Source organism: Streptomyces sp. NPDC054757, assembly GCF_053612185.1.
The window spans coordinates 473,057-491,729 of the sequence record NZ_JBSHBW010000001.1; the positions used below are offsets into that span (position 1 = coordinate 473,057).

Annotated in this window: 17 protein-coding genes; 7 read left to right on the top strand and 10 right to left on the bottom strand. The window is 70.9% G+C overall.

Annotated features, from left to right (window positions below; genetic code table 11):
• Positions 1–7: 7 nt before the first annotated feature.
• The 5 genes from ACWGKJ_RS02155 to ACWGKJ_RS02175 are packed head-to-tail and all read right to left on the bottom strand — an operon-like array spanning position 8 to position 4,230.
• Positions 8–640: a NuoI/complex I 23 kDa subunit family protein gene (locus ACWGKJ_RS02155; protein ID WP_385029260.1), complete on the bottom strand. Its 633-nt coding sequence runs from the start codon at positions 638–640 to the stop codon at positions 8–10.
• The gene (locus ACWGKJ_RS02160; protein ID WP_385029257.1) at positions 640–1,608 is read right to left on the bottom strand and encodes a complex I subunit 1/NuoH family protein; all 969 of its coding nucleotides are present in this window, start codon (positions 1,606–1,608) and stop codon (positions 640–642) included. Before ACWGKJ_RS02160 ends, ACWGKJ_RS02155 begins: the two co-directional genes overlap by 1 nt.
• Positions 1,605–3,203: an NADH-quinone oxidoreductase subunit C gene (locus ACWGKJ_RS02165; RefSeq protein ID WP_385029254.1), complete on the bottom strand. Its 1,599-nt coding sequence runs from the start codon at positions 3,201–3,203 to the stop codon at positions 1,605–1,607. The genes ACWGKJ_RS02160 and ACWGKJ_RS02165 overlap by 4 nt, the downstream gene beginning before the upstream one ends.
• Positions 3,200–3,835, bottom strand: coding sequence for an NADH-quinone oxidoreductase subunit B (locus tag ACWGKJ_RS02170; protein WP_385029251.1), 636 nt, complete (start codon positions 3,833–3,835; stop codon positions 3,200–3,202). The genes ACWGKJ_RS02165 and ACWGKJ_RS02170 overlap by 4 nt, the downstream gene beginning before the upstream one ends.
• Positions 3,826–4,230, bottom strand: a complete 405-nt coding sequence (locus ACWGKJ_RS02175; protein ID WP_385029335.1) for an NADH-quinone oxidoreductase subunit A — start codon at positions 4,228–4,230, stop codon at positions 3,826–3,828. The genes ACWGKJ_RS02170 and ACWGKJ_RS02175 overlap by 10 nt, the downstream gene beginning before the upstream one ends.
• 358 nt (positions 4,231–4,588) lie before the next feature.
• Here ACWGKJ_RS02175 and ACWGKJ_RS02180 point away from each other — a divergent pair, with 358 nt between their 5' ends.
• The 5 genes from ACWGKJ_RS02180 (at position 4,589) to ACWGKJ_RS02200 (ending at position 11,727) form a co-directional block, all read left to right on the top strand.
• The gene (locus ACWGKJ_RS02180) at positions 4,589–5,758 is read left to right on the top strand and encodes a sensor histidine kinase (RefSeq protein WP_385029248.1); all 1,170 of its coding nucleotides are present in this window, start codon (positions 4,589–4,591) and stop codon (positions 5,756–5,758) included.
• Positions 5,759–6,102: 344 nt separating this feature from the next.
• On the top strand, positions 6,103–7,434 hold the full coding sequence (locus ACWGKJ_RS02185; protein ID WP_385029246.1) for a sensor histidine kinase: 1,332 nt from the start codon (positions 6,103–6,105) through the stop codon (positions 7,432–7,434).
• Positions 7,435–7,618: 184 nt separating this feature from the next.
• Entirely contained in the window at positions 7,619–8,278 is a 660-nt protein-coding gene (locus ACWGKJ_RS02190; RefSeq protein ID WP_385029332.1) for a response regulator, read from the top strand.
• Between the two features lie 283 nt (positions 8,279–8,561).
• Complete coding sequence (locus ACWGKJ_RS02195) at positions 8,562–10,673, top strand: 2-oxoacid:acceptor oxidoreductase subunit alpha (RefSeq protein WP_385029243.1); 2,112 nt, start codon at positions 8,562–8,564, stop codon at positions 10,671–10,673.
• A complete protein-coding gene (locus ACWGKJ_RS02200) occupies positions 10,666–11,727 on the top strand; it encodes a 2-oxoacid:ferredoxin oxidoreductase subunit beta (RefSeq protein ID WP_453315652.1) in 1,062 nt (353 codons plus the stop codon). Before ACWGKJ_RS02195 ends, ACWGKJ_RS02200 begins: the two co-directional genes overlap by 8 nt.
• 60 nt (positions 11,728–11,787) lie before the next feature.
• Here ACWGKJ_RS02200 and ACWGKJ_RS02205 read toward each other — a convergent pair whose 3' ends face one another.
• Entirely contained in the window at positions 11,788–12,174 is a 387-nt protein-coding gene (locus ACWGKJ_RS02205; RefSeq protein ID WP_385018763.1) for a winged helix-turn-helix transcriptional regulator, read from the bottom strand.
• Positions 12,175–12,315: 141 nt separating this feature from the next.
• Between ACWGKJ_RS02205 and ACWGKJ_RS02210 the strand changes: the two genes are divergently transcribed.
• Positions 12,316–13,170 (top strand): SDR family oxidoreductase, encoded by an 855-nt coding sequence (locus ACWGKJ_RS02210; protein ID WP_385018761.1) that lies wholly within the window; start codon positions 12,316–12,318, stop codon positions 13,168–13,170.
• Positions 13,171–13,391: 221 nt separating this feature from the next.
• Entirely contained in the window at positions 13,392–14,399 is a 1,008-nt protein-coding gene (rarD, locus tag ACWGKJ_RS02215; protein WP_385018759.1) for an EamA family transporter RarD, read from the top strand.
• On the opposite strand, the gene ACWGKJ_RS02220 is transcribed toward rarD, so the two are convergent.
• From ACWGKJ_RS02220 to ACWGKJ_RS02235, 4 genes are all read right to left on the bottom strand, one after another.
• Positions 14,356–14,937, bottom strand: coding sequence for a TetR/AcrR family transcriptional regulator (locus tag ACWGKJ_RS02220; RefSeq protein ID WP_385018757.1), 582 nt, complete (start codon positions 14,935–14,937; stop codon positions 14,356–14,358). The two genes, rarD and ACWGKJ_RS02220, sit on opposite strands and share 44 nt — an antisense overlap.
• Positions 14,938–15,115: 178 nt before the next feature.
• The gene (locus ACWGKJ_RS02225) at positions 15,116–16,027 is read right to left on the bottom strand and encodes an ABC transporter permease (protein ID WP_385018755.1); all 912 of its coding nucleotides are present in this window, start codon (positions 16,025–16,027) and stop codon (positions 15,116–15,118) included.
• 61 nt (positions 16,028–16,088) lie between these two features.
• Entirely contained in the window at positions 16,089–17,024 is a 936-nt protein-coding gene (locus tag ACWGKJ_RS02230; protein WP_385018753.1) for an ABC transporter ATP-binding protein, read from the bottom strand.
• A 305-nt stretch (positions 17,025–17,329) separates the two neighbouring features.
• A complete protein-coding gene (locus ACWGKJ_RS02235) occupies positions 17,330–18,652 on the bottom strand; it encodes a LolA family protein (protein WP_385018751.1) in 1,323 nt (440 codons plus the stop codon).
• Positions 18,653–18,673 lie beyond the last annotated feature (21 nt).

Genomic DNA, 18,673 nt, shown 5'->3' on the forward strand with positions numbered 1-18,673 from the left:
GCGCGGCTCACGCCTCCCCCTCCTGTTCCTGCTGGGACTGCTGGGACTCCTGTTGCTGCTGGGTGTCTTGTTCCTGCTGGGCTTGCTGCTCCTGCTGGGCCGCCTGTTCGGCCTGGTGGGCGGCTTCGAGTTTGTCGGCTGCCTTGCGGGCCGCGGCGATCTCCTTGGGCTCCTCGGCCCCCGGGTCGAGCGCGGGCGGCGCGGGTACCGTCCACATCCACTCGCGGAGCTTGTCGCGCTCGTGGGTGAGTTCGTGGATGTCCGTCTCCGCGTACTCGAACTCCGGGGACCAGAAGAGCGCGTCGAAAGGGCACACCTCGATGCAGATACCGCAGTACATGCAGAGGGCGAAGTCGATCGCGAACCGGTCGAGGACATTGCGGCTGCGCTCGCGGCCGCCCGGCGCGGCCGCCGGGAGCGTCTCCTTGTGCGAGTCGATGTAGATGCACCAGTCCGGGCACTCACGGGCGCAGAGCATGCAGACGGTGCAGTTCTCCTCGAACAGCCCGATGACGCCGCGCGAACGCGGCGGCAGTTCGGGCTGGACGTCCGGATACTGCGCGGTGACCGTCTTCTTCGTCATCGTGCGGAGCGTCACAGCCAGGCCCTTGGCCAGACCGGAGCCGGGAACGGGGGGCATCAGCCGATCGCCACCTTCACAATGCCGGTGAGCGCGATCTGCGCGAGGGCCAGCGGAATGAGTACGGTCCAGGCCAGCTTCTGGAGCTGGTCCTCACGGAGTCGCGGATAGGTCACCCGGAGCCAGATCACCCCGAAAGCCAGAACGGCCGTCTTGAGGAGCATCCAGACCCAGCCGAGTCCGTCGCTGCCCCAGGGGCCGTGCCAGCCGCCGAGGAAGAGCACGGCGGTGAGTCCGCAGAGGATGACGATGCCCGCGTACTCGGAGAGCAGGAAGAGCGCGAAGCGCAGCCCCGTGTACTCGGTGTAGGCGCCGAAGATGATCTCCGAGTCGGCGACGGGCATGTCGAAGGGCGGGCGCTGGAGTTCGGCCAGCCCCGCGGTGAAGAAGACCAGCCCGCCGACGATCTGCCACGGGATCCACCACCACGCGAACGCGTCCAGGATGCCGGGCAGCGAGACCGTTCCGGCCGCCATCGCGACGGAGGCGGCGGCGAGCAGCATCGGCAGTTCGTAGGCGAGGAGCTGTGCGGCGGTACGGATCCCGCCGAGGAGCGAGAACTTGTTGGCCGACGCCCAGCCCGCCATGAGCGAGCCGAGCACGCCGACCCCCAGCACGGCCAGCACGAAGAAGATCCCCGCGTCGACCACTTGCCCGACGGCACTCTCGCCCGGCCCGATCGGGATGACCAGCAGGACGAGCAGGTACGGGAGGAGGGCGACGGCGGGAGCGAGCTGGAAGACCCGCCGGTCGGCATCGGCCGGGACGACGTCTTCCTTCTGCGCGAACTTCACCCCGTCCGCGACGAGTTGGGCCCAGCCGTGGAACCCGCCCGCATACATGGGGCCGAGGCGGCCCTGCATATGGGCCATGACCTTGTGCTCGGTCTGCCCCACGAGCAGCGGGAGCACGAGGAAAGCCACAAAGACGATGACCAGCCGGATGGCGACGCCGAGTACGTCGTTCACGCGGTATCGCCTCCGGCGGGGGTGTCCGGGCGGGGGGCCTGATGGCTGCCCTCGCCCTGAGGGGTGTCTGTGGCGGGGCCGGGGGCCGATTCGGGGGCGGGGCCGGGTGTGGTTTCGCGGCCGGGCGCGGTTTCCGGGGCGGATGTGGTGTCGGGGGCGGATGCGGTCCCGGAGCCGGGCGCGGATTCTCCGCCGTCCGGCTGCGGTCCGGCCTCGGTTCCGGTCGTGTCGTCACCCGTGGCGTCGTCACCCGTGGCGTCGTCACCGGCGGGCCGCTCTTCCGGTGGCTGACCGGCCGGGGCGGCCGGGGTCTCGGGTGCCCGGTCGGCCGGGGCCGGGGCCTCGGTGGGCTCCTCCCCCGTGGCCGGGCTCTGTGGCGGTTCGAAGGCCGGGCGGGCGTTGCGCCAGGGCGCGTCGTCGCTGCCCGCCGGGGCGGGTGAGGACGCCGGGGGCGCTGTGTTCCCGGGCGCCCGCTGGGAGGTGGACCCCTCGGACACGCTCCGGCTCCGCCGGGGACCGGAGGGTCGCCGTCCGGTGGACGCCCTCGGGGACGCACCCGGAGTTTCCGTACCTTGCACAGCCGTACCCCGCGCACCCGCAGCCCGCGCGCCGGTAGCCGCGCCCGGCGCCTCGGTGGCAGCCGTACCCGGCGCATCCGTACCCGTGCCCGGCGCAACCGTGCCTCGCGCTTCCGTGCCGGGCGCCCGACTCTCCGTACCGGTACCCGTCTCCTCCGTACCGGCGCCCGTCCTCTCCGTACGGGTACGCGACCGGGCTGTTCCTTCGGGCCGGTCCGCTGTCCCTTCGGACCGGTCCGGTGCCGGGGCCGGCCCAGGCGCAGGAGCCGACGCCTGGTTCTCCCCGTCCCCCGCCGTGGCCGGTGTCTGGCTCGCCGAGCCCTCGTTCGCGGTGCGGGCGCGCCGGGCCGGGCGGTCGCCCGCCGCCCGTGCGGCACCCGCCGCCCGTGCGGCGCGGGCCGGACGGGCCGGGGCGGGGGGCAGCTGGCCCTTCTGCGGGCCCCACTCGTTCGGGTCGGGGACGCCGGGCGGCAGCATCTGGCGGCGCCTCGCGCCACCGGCTCCCGCGCCGTGCCCGGCCGTGGACTCTCCCGGCTCCTTCGCACCCGGCCAGGCCTTCACGACGCGTGCCGCGAGGACGAAGTCCTTGCGCAGCGGGTGGCCTTCGAAGCCCTCGGGCAGCAACAGCGGCACCAGGTGCGGATGGTCGGTGAAGGTGACGCCGAACATCTCGTGCGTCTCGCGTTCGTGCCAGCTGGCGCCCGCGTAGAGCTCCACGGCGGTCGGCAGGACGGGCGCGGTGTGCGGGACCGTGGTGCGTACGAGCAGCCGGCGCACCGTACGGCCTTCGAGCGCCACGACATGGGCGCAGACCCGGAAGCCGGTGTCCGGTTCGTCGACCGCGGTCAGCCAGTCGAAGTACGTACAGCCGAGCCGGTCCCTTGCGGTCTCCAGCGCGGCGAGCCAGGAGGCGGCCGGTACGTCGACGGTGAGCAGGTCGTAGCTGTGCCCGGCGGTGGCTTCCGCGCCGAAGAGTTCGGTGACGGCTTCGGGGAGCCGGTCGTAGGGGTGGGTCACTGTCCGGCCCCCGGCACCGGCGGCGGGGTGATGAGGCCGCTGGTCAACTGGGCGGTTGAGGGCGCCGAGTAGCGCTCGCCGAGCGACTCCCTGGCGATCTTCTCCTGGAGCTTCAGGATGCCCTGGAGCAGCGCTTCAGGGCGGGGCGGACAGCCCGGTACGTACACGTCGACGGGGATGATCTGGTCGACGCCCTTGGTCACGGAGTACGAGTCCCAGTACGGGCCGCCGCAGTTGGAGCAGGCGCCGAAGGAGATGACGTACTTCGGTTCCGGCATCTGCTCGTAGAGACGCTTGACCGCGGGTGCCATCTTGTCCGTGACCGTGCCCGAGACGATCATCAGGTCGGCCTGGCGGGGGCCCGGGGCGAACGGGATCACGCCGAGCCGGATGAAGTCGTGCCGGGCCATCGAGGCGGCGATGAACTCGATGGCACAGCAGGCGAGGCCGAAGTTGAAGACCCACAGGCTGTACCGGCGGCCCCAGTTGAGGACCACCTTCATGGGCTCGGGGGCCAGCCGGGAGAGCACACCGAGACGTTGCGGCTGAGTACCCGGCAACTGAGCACCCGGCAGCTGCGGGTCCGGCAGGTCGGCCGGGCCCGGGAGGCCGGCGGGGTTCGTCACGTCCATTCGAGGACGCCCTTCTTCCATGCGTAGAGCAGTCCCACGGCCAGGAAGCCGAGGAAGATGAACATCTCCACCAGCGTCGCAGCCCCGTATCCGTCGGCCGCGAAGACGGTCGCCCACGGGAAGAGGAAGATCGAGTCCACCGCGAAGATCACGTAGAGGAAGCCGTAGACGTAGTAGCGGACCTGGGTGTGCGCCCAGCCTTCGCCGACGGGGTCGACACCGCACTCGTAGGTGAGCAGCTTCTCGGGCGTCGGCACCACGGGCCGCAGGAGCCGCCCGGCCCCGAAGGCCACGGCGACGAAGAGCACACCGACGACGGCGAGCACACCGACGACCGAGTACATGTGGAAGTAGTGCGTATAGCCAGCGTGCTCGGCGTGAGCCGCATAGCCCATGTGACCCGCATGACCCGCATGACTCATGTGACCCGTGTGACTCGTGTGACCCGCGTGACTCGTGTGACCTGCGGCGAGCGCCACCCGGTCCGCTGCGGCAACGATCGGTCCCGGCACGTCCGGCCCTCGCTCCCTGCGCCCTTTTCGTCGCCTCGTCCGTCACAACCGTCATATCCGCCACGTCCGCCGCTCCCGACGATCCGTACGCACGGGAGTCTAGGCCCTGATAAAGACTTGGTAAGCAGCCGGATCCTGCACAGCGTCCGGCACCCGGCCCGCCGCATGGTGGGGTTATCCCTACTTCGTCCCACCAATCCGCCCCATGGCATCCGCCCCGGGGGCCCGGCACTCTTGGCGCATGACCGCGATCAGCTCCCGCCCTCTCGACTCCGACCGGCCACCGCCCGCGCGCTTCGCGTTCGACCGGTACACCTGGAAGGAGATCGCCCACCTCCTGGTGAACCTGCCGTACGCGATCGTCGGCTTCGTCTACGTCCTGTTCATGATCGCCCTGGGCGGCGGGCTGGCCGTCACCGTGGTGGGGCTGCCGCTGCTCGCGGTCGGGCTGCTCGGGGCGCGGCAGTTCGGCCGCGCGGAGCGGGCCAGGGCGCGGCGGCTGCTGGGGGTCCGGATGGAGGAGCCGAGCCCGCTGTTCGTGAAGCGCGGCGGCAGCTTCTTCACCCGGCTGTGGATGAGCCTCAAGGACCCGGTGGGATGGCGGGCCATGCTGTACGGGTTCATCCGGCTGCCGTGGGGTGTGCTGACCTTCGCACTGGTCCTGACGAGCCTGTTCGTGCTCTGGCCGGTGCTGCCGTTCCTCGCGCGCGGTCTGGCCAACGTCGACCGGGCCATGGTCCGCGGGCTGCTCGCGCCCTCCGACGAGCTGGAGCGCCGGATCGCCGAGCTGGAGTCGGACCGCGGGGTGGTCGTGGACACGGCGGCGGCGGATCTGCGCCGTATCGAACGGGACCTCCACGACGGCGCACAGGCCCGCCTTGTCGCGCTCGCCATGGGGCTCGGCCTGGCCAAGGAGAAGCTCCTGGAGGATCCGGACGCTGCGGCCGTGATGGTCGGTGAGGCGCACGGCGAGGTCAAACTGGCCCTGCAGGAGCTGCGGGACCTGGCGCGCGGTATCCACCCGGCCGTCCTCACCGACCGCGGCCTCGACGCGGCGCTCTCCTCGATCGCCACCCGGTGCACGGCTCCGGTGCAGGTACGTGTCGATCTCACGGAGCGGCCTGCCGAGGCCATCGAGGGCATCGCGTACTTCACCGTCTCGGAACTCCTGCAGAACATCAGCAAGCATGCCCAGGCGCGCTCCGCTTCGGTGGAGGTGTGGCGCTCGGCCGACCGGCTGCTGATCCGGGTCGAGGACAACGGACGCGGCGGGGCGCGGCTCGACGGCGGCACGGGTATGGCGGGGCTCGCCGACCGGCTCGGCGCCGTCGACGGCCTCTTCGTCCTGGACTCCCCGGTCGGCGGCCCGACCACGGTGACGGCCGAACTGCCCTGGCGCGACCGCGGCTGACGCGTCACCGGCCGAGCGGTCTGCGCGCGCCGGGGTCGTCCCGCAGCGCGGCCCCGGCCCGCCCGCCTCACGCAACCGGTTCGCCGCACACCACGCCACCACCACGGGCACTGGCACCGGCACCGGCACCGGCACCGGCACCGGCACGGACACGGGCACAGGCGCCATCACGGGCACCGGCACGGACACGGGCACTGGCTACAGCCCAGGGGTGGGGAAAACCCCCGCTCGAAGACGGGCCCCCTCCTCATGGTCGCGGGCGCTCCGGGCCGGAAGCATGGACACGGACAGCCGGGCGTGCCCACCACACCGGTCACGCCGGACGAAGAGAAATGGACATCGCCATGGCCACGTATCACGGCATCAGTACCCGGGACCACCGCGTACCAGCGGTGCTGCGTGCGCCGTTCGAGGGCCGCACCTGGCGGGAGTTCGGGTATCTGCTGCTCTCGCTGCCGATCAGCACCGTGCTCTTCGTTTTCGGGATCACGATGTTCTCGCTGAGTGCGGGTCTCCTGGTGACCTTCATCGGCATCCCGCTGCTCGCCGTCGGCCTGGCCGTGTGCCGGGGCCTGGGGGTGATGGAGCGGGCCAGGGCGCGGGCGCTGCTGCGGGTGGACATCGCGGAGCCCGCTCCGGTACGGGGCAGGACCGGCGGCATGATGTCGTGGGCGGGTGCCGTGCTGAAGAGCGGGTCGTCCTGGCGTCAGCTGGTCTACGCGCTGGTGCACTTCCCGTGGGCCGTCTTCGCCTTCTCGGTCTCGGTGGTCCTGTGGACGTACGCGTGGGCGATGTTCACGTACCCGCTGTGGCAGTGGGTGTTCCCGGCCTTCACGAACACGGGCGGCATCCAGCTGTACGGCGACGCCACGCACAGCGTCTATCTCGACAGTCCCTTCGAGATAGCCCTGACCAGCCTGAGCGGTCTGGCCTTCGTCCTCGCCACGCCGTGGGTGATCCGCGGGCTGGCCGGGGTCGACCGGATGCTGGTGCTCGGGCTGCTCGGCCCGTCGCCGCTGGACACCCGGGTGACCGAGCTGGAGTCGGACCGCGGGGTGGTCGTGGACACGGCGGCGGCGGATCTGCGCCGTATCGAACGGGACCTCCACGACGGCGCACAGGCCCGCCTGGTGGCGCTCGCCATGGACCTCGGGCTGGCCAGGGAGAAGCTGACGGCGGACCCGGAGGCGGCGGCCCGGATGGTGGACGAGGCGCACGGCGAGGTCAAGACGGCGTTGCAGGAGCTGCGGGATCTGGCCCGCGGTATCCACCCGGCCGTCCTCACCGACCGCGGCCTCGACGCGGCGCTCTCCTCGATCGCCACCCGGTGCACGGCTCCGGTGCAGGTGGAGGTGGATCTGCCGGCCAGGCCCGCCGCCGCAATCGAGGGCATCGCGTACTTCACCGTCTCGGAGCTCCTGCAGAACGTCAGCAAGCACGCGCGGGCCACCCGCGCGAGCGTGGACGTCTGGCGGGTGGAGAACCGCATCATGCTCCAGGTGACCGACGACGGCCGGGGCGGTGCCGGTGGCGGTGGCGACCTCACCGCGGGTGCGGCGGGCGGCGGCCTCGCGGGGCTCGCGGAGCGGCTCGGCGCCGTCGACGGGCTGCTGGTCGTGGACTCACCGCCCGGGGGCCCGACGACCATCACGGCCGAACTGCCCTGGCGCGACTGAAAACCCGGACGGCCCGCCGTCTCCCCCGCCATCTCCCCGCCATCTCCCCCGCCGTCCTGCCGCACCCGATGATCCCGGCTCACGCCCGTTAGGCCCCCGAAGCTGGGATGCTGGTGGGCGCAGGCAGGGACCGGCGGGCAGGGATTGTCATCAAGTGGGGGGCTTCAGCGTCGTGGAGGACAGAGTGCGTGTGGTCATCGCCGAGGATTCAGTGCTGCTGAGGGAGGGCCTGACCCGGTTGTTGACCGACCTCGGTCATGACGTCGTCGCCGGGGTCGGGGATGCGGAGGCGCTGATCAAGACGGTCGGGGACCTGGCGGCGCAGGAGTCGCTGCCGGATGTGGTGGTCGCGGACGTACGGATGCCGCCCACCCATACCGATGAGGGGGTACGGGCGGCCGTACGGCTGCGCAAGGAGTACCCGGGGGTCGGGGTGCTGGTCCTCTCGCAGTACGTGGAGGAGCAGTACGCCACCGAGCTGCTGGCCGGATCCAGCCGGGGCGTCGGCTATCTGCTGAAGGACCGGGTCGCCGAGGTCAGGGAGTTCGTGGACGCCGTGGTCCGGGTGGCACAGGGCGGGACCGCCCTCGACCCGGAGGTCGTGGCGCAGCTACTCGGCCGCAGCCGCAAGCAGGATGTGCTGGCCGGGCTGACTCCGCGTGAGCGCGAGGTGCTGGGGCTGATGGCCGAGGGGCGTACGAACTCGGCGGTGGCCAGGCAGTTGGTCGTCAGTGACGGGGCGGTGGAGAAGCACGTCAGCAATATCTTCCTGAAGCTCGGGCTCTCCCCGAGTGACGGGGATCACCGTCGGGTGCTCGCGGTGCTGACCTATCTGAAGTCGTAATTACCTGACACCCTGTCAGACACCGAGGTCGGGGCCGTACCGCAGGAGCGGCCCCGACCTGGACCTAGAACCAAAGGATGAGTACCGAGCGCAAGCATCCGATGACACCGGGGGCCGGGATGGGCGGCTTTAATGGCATTAAATCGGGGCAATCCACCGTCTCAAAAAGACGTCCGCCCTATGAGTCTTCCAGGGAAGGCCACCCTTACCGTCGTAGGGTGGGTTCCGGTGTGCCCGCGCAGCCGGGCACATCCGAGCAGCCGCCCGAGGGAGGTCCAGTTCAGTGACCAGCCAGGTCAGTAGCCCAGCCGAGCAGGCCGACGGATCCGACGAGACCGCTGTCGGCGAACGACGCGCCCTTCTGATCGACAAGGACGGCAGCGCCGATCCGATCGAGAAGGACGGCAGCACCGAACAGGGCAGCACCGGAGAAGGCAGCACCGCACAGGCCGGCACCGGAGAAGGCAGCACCGCCGGAGAAGGCAGCACCGAAGTGCGCAGCGGTGCCGAAGGCGCCAAGAGCCCCAAGACCGCCAAGAGCCCCAAAGAGGTACGCCGGCTGAGCCGGGTGATCATCCGCTTCGCGGGCGACTCGGGTGACGGAATGCAGCTCACGGGAGACCGGTTCACCTCGGAGACCGCCTCGTTCGGCAACGACCTCTCGACGCTGCCGAACTTTCCGGCCGAGATCCGTGCGCCCGCCGGCACTCTGCCGGGTGTCTCCTCGTTCCAGCTGCACTTCGCCGACCACGACATCCTCACCCCGGGCGACGCGCCCAACGTCCTCGTCGCGATGAACCCGGCCGCGCTCAAGGCGAACATCGCCGATGTGCCGCGGGGCGCGGACATCATCGTCAACACCGACGAGTTCACCAAGCGCCCGATGGCGAAAGTGGGTTATCCGGCCTCCCCGCTGGAGGACGGCTCGCTGGACGCGTACCAGGTCCACCCGGTCCCGCTGACGACCCTCACCATCGAGGCGCTCAAGGAGTTCGGGCTCTCCCGCAAGGAGGCCGAGCGCAGCAAGAACATGTTCGCGCTGGGGCTGCTCTCGTGGATGTACCACCGGCCGACCGAGAACACCGAGCAGTTCCTGCGGGCCAAGTTCGCGAAGAAGCCGCAGATCGCCGAGGCGAACGTGGCGGCGTTCCGCGCGGGGTGGAACTTCGGTGAGACGACGGAGGACTTCGCCGTCTCGTACGAGGTCGAACCGGCCGCCACCGCGTTCCCGGCCGGGACCTACCGCAACATCAGCGGGAACCTGGCCCTGTCCTACGGGCTGATCGCCGCCGGCCGGCAGACGGATCTGCCGCTGTATCTCGGCTCGTACCCGATCACCCCGGCGTCGGACATCCTGCACGAGCTCTCCAAGCACAAGAACTTCGGGGTGCGGACCTTCCAGGCCGAGGACGAGATCGCCGCCATCGGCGCCGCCCTGGGCGCCGCATTCGGCGGGTCCCTCGCGGTGACCACCACTTCGGGTCCGGGTGTCGCGCTGAAGTCGGAGACCATCGGCCTGGCCGTCTCGCTCGAACTGCCGCTGCTGGTCGTCGCGATCCAGCGGGGCGGCCCCTCCACCGGACTGCCCACCAAGACCGAACAGGCCGACCTTCTCCAGGCCATGTTCGGCCGCAACGGCGAGGCCCCCGTCCCGGTGATCGCGCCGAAGACCCCGGCGGACTGCTTCGACGCGGCCCTGGACGCCGCCCGGATCGCGGTGACCTACCGGACGCCGGTCCTCCTGCTCTCGGACGGCTACCTCGCCAACGGCTCCGAGCCGTGGCGCATCCCCGAGACCGGTGAACTCCCCGACCTGCGCGTGCAGTTCGCCACCGGCCCCAACCACGAGCTGGCCGACGGCACCGAGGCGTTCTGGCCGTACAAACGCGATCCGCAGACCCTGGCCCGCCCCTGGGCGGTGCCCGGCACCCCGGGGCTCGAACACCGCATCGGCGGGATCGAGAAACAGGACGGCACCGGGAACATCTCCTACGACCCCGCCAACCACGACTTCATGGTCCGCACCCGCCAGGCCAAGATCGACGGCATCGAGGTCCCCGACCTGACCGTCGACGACCCGGACGGCGCGCGCACCCTGGTCCTCGGCTGGGGCTCGACATACGGACCGATCACCGCGGCGGTACGCCGGCTCCGCAGGGACGGCGTCCCCATCGCCCAGGCCCATCTGCGCCACCTCAACCCCTTCCCCGCCAACCTCGGCGAGGTCCTGAAGCGGTACGGCAAGGTCGTGATCCCGGAGATGAACCTCGGTCAGCTCGCCCTGCTCGTCCGGGCGAAGTACCTGGTCGACGCGGTCTCCTACAACCAGGTCAACGGCATGCCGTTCAAGGCGGAACAGCTCGCGACGGCACTCAAGGAGGCCACCGATGCCTGACACCAACGAACTCCTGCACCTGGTGCCCAGGGCCGAGGCCAAGCAGTCCATGAAGGACTTCAAGTCCGACCAGGAAGTCCGCTGGTGCCCCGGCTGCGGCGACTACGCGGTCCTGGCCGCCGTACAGGGCTTCATGCCCGAACTCGGCCTCGCCAAGGAGAACATCGTCTTCGTCTCGGGCATCGGCTGCTCGTCCCGTTTCCCGTACTACATGAACACGTACGGGATGCACTCCATCCACGGCCGCGCCCCGGCGATCGCCACCGGCCTGGCCACCTCCCGCCGCGACCTGTCCGTCTGGGTCGTCACGGGCGACGGCGACGCGCTCTCCATCGGCGGCAACCACCTCATCCACGCCCTGCGCCGCAACGTCAACCTCAAGATCCTGCTCTTCAACAACCGGATCTACGGGCTGACCAAGGGCCAGTACTCACCGACGTCCGAGGTCGGCAAGATCACCAAGTCGACGCCGATGGGCTCGCTCGACTCCCCCTTCAACCCGGTGTCACTGGCCATCGGCGCCGAGGCGTCCTTCGTGGCCCGCACCGTCGACTCCGACCGCAAACACCTCACGAGCGTGCTGCGCGCGGCGGCCGACCACCCCGGAACGGCCCTGGTCGAGATCTACCAGAACTGCAACATCTTCAACGACGGCGCCTTCGAGGCACTCAAGGACCGTGAGCAGGCCCAGGAGGCGGTCATCCGTCTGGAACACGGGCAGCCCATCCGCTTCGGCACCCCCGAGGCTCCCAAGGGCGTCGTCCGCGACCAGGCCACCGGCGACCTCGAAGTCGTCGACGTCACCCCGGAGAACGAAGCGCGGATCCTGGTCCACGACGCGCGGGCCGCCTCACCGACCACCGCCTTCGCCCTCTCCCGCCTCGCCGACGCGGACACCCTGCACCACACCCCCATCGGCGTGCTCCGCGACGTCCAGCGGCCCGTCTACGACACCCTGATGAACACGCAGCTCGAAGCGGCGGTCGAGCAGCGCGGCAAGGGCGACCTCGCCGCGCTGCTCGCCGGCAACGACACCTGGACGGTCGCGGGCTGAGGACGCCTCAGCTTCCGACCGGGCGTCAGCAGGCGCCGCCCGGGGCCCGGTCCCGTTCCCTCAGGGCCGGGCCCTGTCGTATGTCTCGCGTGCCGTGAACACCTCATCGATCCGCTGCTCGGTCCAGCGGGCGAGCCCCCACACCTGCTCGGCGGCCTCCCTGCCGAGCGGCGTGAGCGAGTAGTCCACCCGCGGCGGGATGACGGGCTTGGCGTCGCGGTCCACGAAACCGTCCCGCTCCAGCGTCTGCAGCGTCTGGGCGAGCATCTTCTCGCTGACCCCGCCCACGTGGCGGCGCAGCTCGCTGAAGCGGTACGAACGCTCCAGGAGCGCGGCCAGTACGAGCACACCCCAGCGGCTGGTGACATGTTCCAGGATCAGCCGCGAGGGGCACATCGCTTGGTTGACGTCGGGCCACCGGCCCGCCACCCGTTCACTTACGTCCATGCCAGTACCTTACCTCAAAGTGGGTACTTTCCTTTGGTTAGTACCCCTCGTAGGGTGAGTGCGAGAGCGCGGAGATCCGGGCTCAAGAGCGCGGGGATCCGAACCGCGGCGCAGCAATTCCGAACCAGGGAGCATCACCACATGAGCATCGTCGTCACCGGAGCCACCGGGGCACTCGGCCGCCTCGTCATCGATGAGCTGCTCACCAGGGTCCCCGCGGACCAGGTCGCCGCCGTCGTCCGCAGCAAGGAGAAGGCCGCCGGTCTGGCGGCGCGCGGGGTCGAGCTGCGCATCGCCGACTACAACGACCCGGCGAGCCTCACCGGGGCGTTCCGCTCCGGTGAGCGGGTGCTCCTCATCTCCGGGAGCGAGGTCGGCCGGCGCGTGCCACAGCACACCGCGGTCATCGAGGCGGCGAAGGCCGCGGGCGTCGCCCAGCTCGCGTACACGGGCATCCTGGGCGGCCCGGATGCCGACTTCGAGCTGGCCGCCGAGCACAAGGTGACCGAGCAGCTGATCCTGGACTCCGGGCTTCCGTACACCTTCCTGCGCAACGGCTGGTACAACGAGAACTACACCGGGAACCTTGCGCCGGTCCTGGAGCACGGCGCGGTCGTCGCCAACGCGGGGGACGGCCGGATCGCGTCGGCGGCCCGCGCGGACTACGCGGCGGCCGCGGCCGCCGTGCTCGTGTCGGACGGTCACCTGGGCCGGGCCTACGAGCTGAGCGGTGACGTCGCCTGGTCCCTCTCCGAGTACGCGGCCGAGGTCGCGAAGGCCACCGGCAAGGAGATCACCTACCGGAACGTCCCGGCCGCCGCCCACCAGGAGGTCCTGGTCGGTGCGGGTCTGCCGGAGGCGTTCGCGGCGATCCTCGTGGACGTGGACGAGGCCATCGAGCGCGGCCGGCTGGCCGCCACGAGCGGCGATCTGGCCCGGCTGACGGGGCGCCCCACCACCCCGATCGCGGACTCGATCGCGGCGGCGCTCGCGTAAGCGGAGCGGCGCTCGCGTAAGCGGGGCGCGAACCCACGCGGACCCGCGCCGCGACCGTACGGCCGTATGCCTGTCATGACCGTATGACGACACGGGCATGACAGGCGGGTCCTCCTCCCGTACCTTCGACTCCGTATGTGTCACGCCTTCGGCAGGTGTCACGCCCTGGGCATGTGCCACGCCTCCGGCGGCGGCTGCCGGGCGATCTCAGGGGAGGGTCCGTGAAGGGCAGCAGCGAGCAGCGTGCGGGGTTCCTGAACGGTGCGGCGGCGTATGTGCTGTGGGGGCTCGTCCCGATGTTCTGGCCCCTGCTCAAGCCGTCCGGCGCCATGGAGATCCTGGCCCACCGCATGGTGTGGTCCCTGGGCGTCGTGCTGATCGCGCTGCTCGTGACACGGCGCTGGGCGTGGATCGGCGAACTGGTCCGTACACCGCGCAGGCTGGGCCTCGTGGTCGTCGCCGCGGCGGTCATCAGCGTCAACTGGGGCGGCTACATCTGGGCCGTGAACAACGGTCAGGTCGTCGAGGCGTCGCTCGGCTACTTCATCAACCCGCTGGTCACCATCGCGATGGGCGTCCTGATCCTGGGCGAACGGCTGCGCCCCGCGCAGTGGGCGGCCGTCGCCACCGGGGCGGTTGCGGTCCTCGTCCTGGCCATCGGATACGGCAAGCCGCCCTGGATCTCGCTGATGCTGGCCTTCTCCTTCGCGACGTACGGGCTGGCCAAGAAAAAGGTGAACCTCGGCGGTCTGGAGTCGCTCACGGCCGAGACGGCGGTGCAGTTCCTGCCCGCGCTGGCCTATCTGGTGTTCCTCACGGCCCGGGGCGAGGCCACGTTCGGCTCCCCCGCCCACGGGGCGCTCCTCGCGTCCACGGGTCTGGTCACCGCGATCCCGTTGATCCTCTTCGGCGCCGCGGCCATCCGCGTACCGCTCTCGACCCTGGGCCTGCTCCAGTATCTGGCGCCGGTCTTCCAGTTCGGCCTCGGCATCCTGTACTTCCATGAGGCGATGCCGCCGGAGCGCTGGGCGGGCTTCGCGCTGGTGTGGCTGGCGCTGACGCTGCTGACCTGGGATGCCCTGCGGAACGCGCACCGGACACGGGCGCGGGCGGCCCGGCTCGCGGCCGAGCTGCTGGCAGCGGACGGCCCCGCCGCGCCGCCGGAGCGGCTGGACCCGACCGGCCTCAGCCGCCCAGGGACTTCAGGACCTGGGCGATCAGCCGGGTGATCTCCTCCGCGTTGTGCGGCGGTCTGCGCAGGCTGTGCCGGTAGTAGAGCGGGCCGTAGAGCAGTTCCACAGCGAGGTTGACGTCCGCGTCCCCGGGGAGCACGCCCTGCTCCTGGGCGCTGCGCAGCCGGGCCGTGGCCCCCTTGACCCGTGGGTCGATGAACTGTTCCTGCACGGTCCTGGCGAGTTCTTCGTCGTACTGGATCTCGGTGAGGATCCCGGCGTACGCGGGGCCGAGCGGCGGATGTGCCAGGAGCCGCACCACGCCGGTCATCTGGGAGTGGAGATCGGCGGCGAGGTCGCCGGTATCCGGGAAGGGACGGGTCCGGATGACCGCGTCGTCCAGCGCTTCGAGCACCAGGGCGCCCTTCGACGGCCACCAGCGGTAGATCGTCTTCTTGCTCACTCCGGCGCGGGCGGCGATGGACTCGATCGTGACGCGGGCGTACCCCCGCTCGATACAGAGCGCGAGGGCGGCCGCGAGAATCGCCTGCTGCGATTTCTCGCTCCGGCGCGCGGGATTGGGCGTGAGGTTCACCGCATAAGTCTATTCACCCGTCGCGACCGGGGACGATACGTAGCGTCTTGACAGCAGAAGGTGCGCGTTCCAGAATATCGGCGGGGAAACGGTACGTGTCGTGTCGAGCCGCGTCGGGGGACGGTTCTCGGTACGGCACGTGCCCTCCCTTTTCCCCGCTCCGCCGGGGCTTTCCCGGTCAGGCCGCGATGTCCTTCGTGGTGAACCGCGCCCAGGCCGCCGAGCCGAACACCACGGCGTAAAGGCCCTGCATACCGAGGTTCTTGACGATCTCGTCCCAGTAGACCGGTGCCCGCAGCAGATCCGCGAAGGACAGCCAGTAGTGCGGGAACAGATACGGCTGGAGTGCGTGCAGCTGGGGAATCCCGTCCAGGATCTGCACCGTGATCACCAGACCGACCGTCGTCGCCATCGCCGCGATTCCGCTGCTGGTGAGGGTCGAGACGAACAGCCCGATGGCCGCGACGCCGACGAGCGAGGCGGCGACCACGGCCGAGATCAGCGCGGCCCGGCCGAGCCCGTCGGTGAACGGGATCCGGGTGCCCGAGATCGTCGTGACATCGCCGAGCGGGAAGAGCAGCGCCCCCACCACGAGCGCGGAGACCGCCACGACCAGGGTCGCGGCCAGGCAGAAGGCCACGGCGCAGACGAACTTGGCGAGCAGCAGCCTGGTCCGGCCGGCCGGGGCGACCAGCAGATAGCGGAGCGTCCCGGCACTGGCCTCGCCCGCCACGGAATCCCCCGCGATGACACCGACGGCCATCGGGAGGAAGACCGGCAGGGTCGCGGCGAGTGCCGCGAAGACGAGGAAGAGGCCGTTGTTGGTGATGTCCGAGAGGAAGGCGGGACCGTTGCCGCTGGGATCGCCGGCCGTCGAACCCCGGTCGGACTCCAGCTTGACGGCGATACCGATGAGGACCGGGACCGCGGCCAGCACGGCGAGCAGGGCGAGGGTGCGCCAGCGGCGGAAGGTGGTGGTCAGCTCGGAGCGGAGGAGGGCGAGCTGCCGACGGGGGCGCAGCAGCGCACGCACCGCCCCGGGGGCGGGGGCCTGGTCCGCACCGGCCTGGCGCACGCGGCCCTCGGGCATGCGGCCCTCAGGCGCGGTGCTCTCAGGCACGCGGCCCTCGGTCTGCTTCTGGCGGGGTGCCTCAGCCTGCGACATCGAAACCCTCTCCGGTGAGTGCGACGAAGGCGTCCTCAAGGGAGGCCCGTTCGACGCCGAAGGACCTGACCCGTACGCCTTCCCGTACCAGGGCCGCGTTCAGGTCCGCCACGTCGGTGTCCGCGGGCGGGATGTCCCCCGTCACCCGGTCGCCGGCCACCTCCACATCGGAGATGCCCCGCTCCTTGAGTACCCGGGCGGCCACCGCGGGGTCGGGTGTGCCCACGGCGAGACGGCCGCGGGTCGCGAGTTCGGCGACCGGGCCCTGGGCGAGCAGCGTGCCCCGGGCCATCACAGCCGCGTGGGTGCAGACCTGCTCGATCTCGTCCAGGAGGTGGGAGGAGAGGAAGACCGTGGTGCCGTCCTGCGCCAACTCCCTGACCAGGGTCCGGATCTCCCGCATACCCTGCGGGTCGAGCCCGTTCGTCGGCTCGTCCAGGACGAGCAGTCCGCGCGGCTGGAGCAGTGCGGAGGCGAGACCGAGGCGCTGCTTCATACCGAGTGAGTACGCCTTGGCCTTCTTGGCCGCCGCGTGGGCGAGCCCGACCCGTTCGATGGCGGCATCGACACGGGCGCGCCGGGTACGGGGGTCGGCCCGCGGGTCGGCGGAGTCGTAGCGCAGCAGGTTGTCGCGGCCGGAGAGGAACCCGTACAGCGCGGGGCCCTCGATGAGCGCGCCGACGTCCGGCAGCACACTGTGGGCGGCGCGCGGCATCGGCCGGCCCAGCAGGGTGGCGGTGCCGGAGGTCGGGGCGATGAGGCCGAGGAGCATCCGGATGGTGGTGGTCTTGCCGGAGCCGTTGGGCCCGAGGAAGCCGAAGACGCTGCCGCGCGGGACGGCGAGGTCCAGGCGGTTCACCGCGAGTTGGCCGCCGCGGAAGCGTTTGGTCAGGGCATGGGTTTCGATGACGGCTTCTGGCATGGCGACGGTCCCGTCGTTCGGCGCGGGGGCGCACGGTGCGGTCCGGGCGGCGCGGTGTTCGGCGCACGGTGCGATCCAGGCTAACGGGACGCACCCGGACCGGAGCGCCGCGCCCCGGAGCGGGCGGCCAGCCCCCCGGTCGCACGGAGCAGAGAACACCCGGCGGGTCCGGCCGCCCCAGGGGCGTGTGCCGGACCCGCCGTCGTGTCGGGCCTGCTGGCCGAGTCGGGTCTACTTGGCCGTGTTGGGCCTACTTGGCCGTGTCGGGCCTGCTGGCCGTGTCGGGCCTACTGGCCGAGTCGGGCCTACTTGGCCGTGTTGGCCGCCTTGACCAGTGCGCCCTTGTCGACCGCCCCGACGAAGATCTTTCCGTCGTCGGTCATCAGCGCGTTCACCAGCCGGGTGTGGAACACCGTCCCCGAGCCGAACGAGCCGGTCACCTTGTCTCCCAGCGAGCTGAGGAACTTCTGCGCGTCCGCGGCGGAGCCGCCCTGTCCGGCGGAGCCGCTCTTCCCCGTGGATCCGCCCAGCCCGCCGGTGCCACCGCCGATGCCGCCGATGCCCTTGCCGCTGCCGGTGTCGATCCTGGCCACCGACGTCCAGCCCTTGCCGATGATGTTCAGGCCCTTGAAGTCCTCCGGCGAGGCGGACTTCAGGTCCTTCCCGGGACCCTGCGGAGAGCGGTGCGTACCGGCCCCGGGGGCGGCGCCCTCCGTCACCTTCGCGCCCTTCGGCGGAGTGAAGGAGAAGGCGGAGGACGCGGGCTTCGCGAAGTCGACCTTGGTGAAGCCCACGTCGATGGCGGCCTTGCCACCGCTGCTCGGCGTCAGCGTGAACTTCAGCGGAGTGCCGGTCTTCGAGTCCACCGTGACCCGGACCGAACCGATCGTGGAACCGGACTGCTTCGGCTTGATGAGCAGCTGGTACGCGTCACGGCCCGCCACCTGTTCGGTGCCGTCGACGCTCACCGATGTCGTCGGGCCGACCGCCTTGAGCGCCTGCTCGGCCAGATCCTTCGGGGTGGCCGGGAGCTTGTCGGTACGGTCCTCGCGGCCGCCCGCCGAGCCGCCCGCCCGGGCGGGGGCCTTCGCGTGGTAGACCTCGTTCGACTTGCTGTCGTACGCCCAGACCTGCCGGCCGTTGTGGATCAGGCTGTACTCGGCCGCGCTGTCCAGGATGGACACCCGCTGCCTGTCGGGACCGTCCGCGGCCACCCGCAGGGTGTGCGTGCCCGATGCCAGCTCCATCAGCTTGGACTGGGGCGACGCGCTCGATCCGCCGCTGCCGCCGCCGTCACCACCGCTGCCGCCCATGCCCCCGCCGAAGGTGCCGGCCAGGCCGCCGAGTGACGGGATGCCCAGGTCCGCGTCGGCCTTCACCGTGCCGGACAGCTGCTGGGTGTCCGATGCGGCCATCTTCGCGATGAGCTGCTGCGCCGAGATCTTCGGCAGGCTGGGGTCGCCCGAGCTGGCGAGTGCGGGTACGAGACCGATCGTCACGGCCGCCACCCCCGCCACTCCGACCGGGACGAGATAACGCGCGGCCTTCCGGCGGCCCGCGGCGGAGTTCCCGGCCTCTCCGGTGTCCTGTGCGCTTCCGGTGCCCTCTGCACTGTCGTTCGGTGCCATGTGTGCCCTACCTCCGTGATC

Bases quoted from the DNA above. Each gene is read 5' to 3' on its own strand.
- ACWGKJ_RS02155 (WP_385029260.1), bottom strand. From the start codon at position 640: ATGCCCCCCGTTCCCGGCTCCGGTCTGGCCAAGGGCCTGGCTGTGACG.
- ACWGKJ_RS02170 (WP_385029251.1), bottom strand. From the start codon at position 3,835: ATGGACGTGACGAACCCCGCCGGCCTCCCGGGCCCGGCCGACCTGCCG.
- ACWGKJ_RS02175 (WP_385029335.1), bottom strand. From the start codon at position 4,230: ATGGGCTATGCGGCTCACGCCGAGCACGCTGGCTATACGCACTACTTC.
- ACWGKJ_RS02180 (WP_385029248.1), top strand. From the start codon at position 4,589: ATGACCGCGATCAGCTCCCGCCCTCTCGACTCCGACCGGCCACCGCCC.
- ACWGKJ_RS02185 (WP_385029246.1), top strand. From the start codon at position 6,103: ATGGCCACGTATCACGGCATCAGTACCCGGGACCACCGCGTACCAGCG.
- ACWGKJ_RS02200 (WP_453315652.1), top strand. From the start codon at position 10,666: ATGCCTGACACCAACGAACTCCTGCACCTGGTGCCCAGGGCCGAGGCC.
- ACWGKJ_RS02205 (WP_385018763.1), bottom strand. From the start codon at position 12,174: ATGGACGTAAGTGAACGGGTGGCGGGCCGGTGGCCCGACGTCAACCAA.
- ACWGKJ_RS02210 (WP_385018761.1), top strand. From the start codon at position 12,316: ATGAGCATCGTCGTCACCGGAGCCACCGGGGCACTCGGCCGCCTCGTC.
- ACWGKJ_RS02225 (WP_385018755.1), bottom strand. From the start codon at position 16,027: ATGCCCGAGGGCCGCGTGCGCCAGGCCGGTGCGGACCAGGCCCCCGCC.
- ACWGKJ_RS02230 (WP_385018753.1), bottom strand. From the start codon at position 17,024: ATGCCAGAAGCCGTCATCGAAACCCATGCCCTGACCAAACGCTTCCGC.
- ACWGKJ_RS02235 (WP_385018751.1), bottom strand. From the start codon at position 18,652: ATGGCACCGAACGACAGTGCAGAGGGCACCGGAAGCGCACAGGACACC.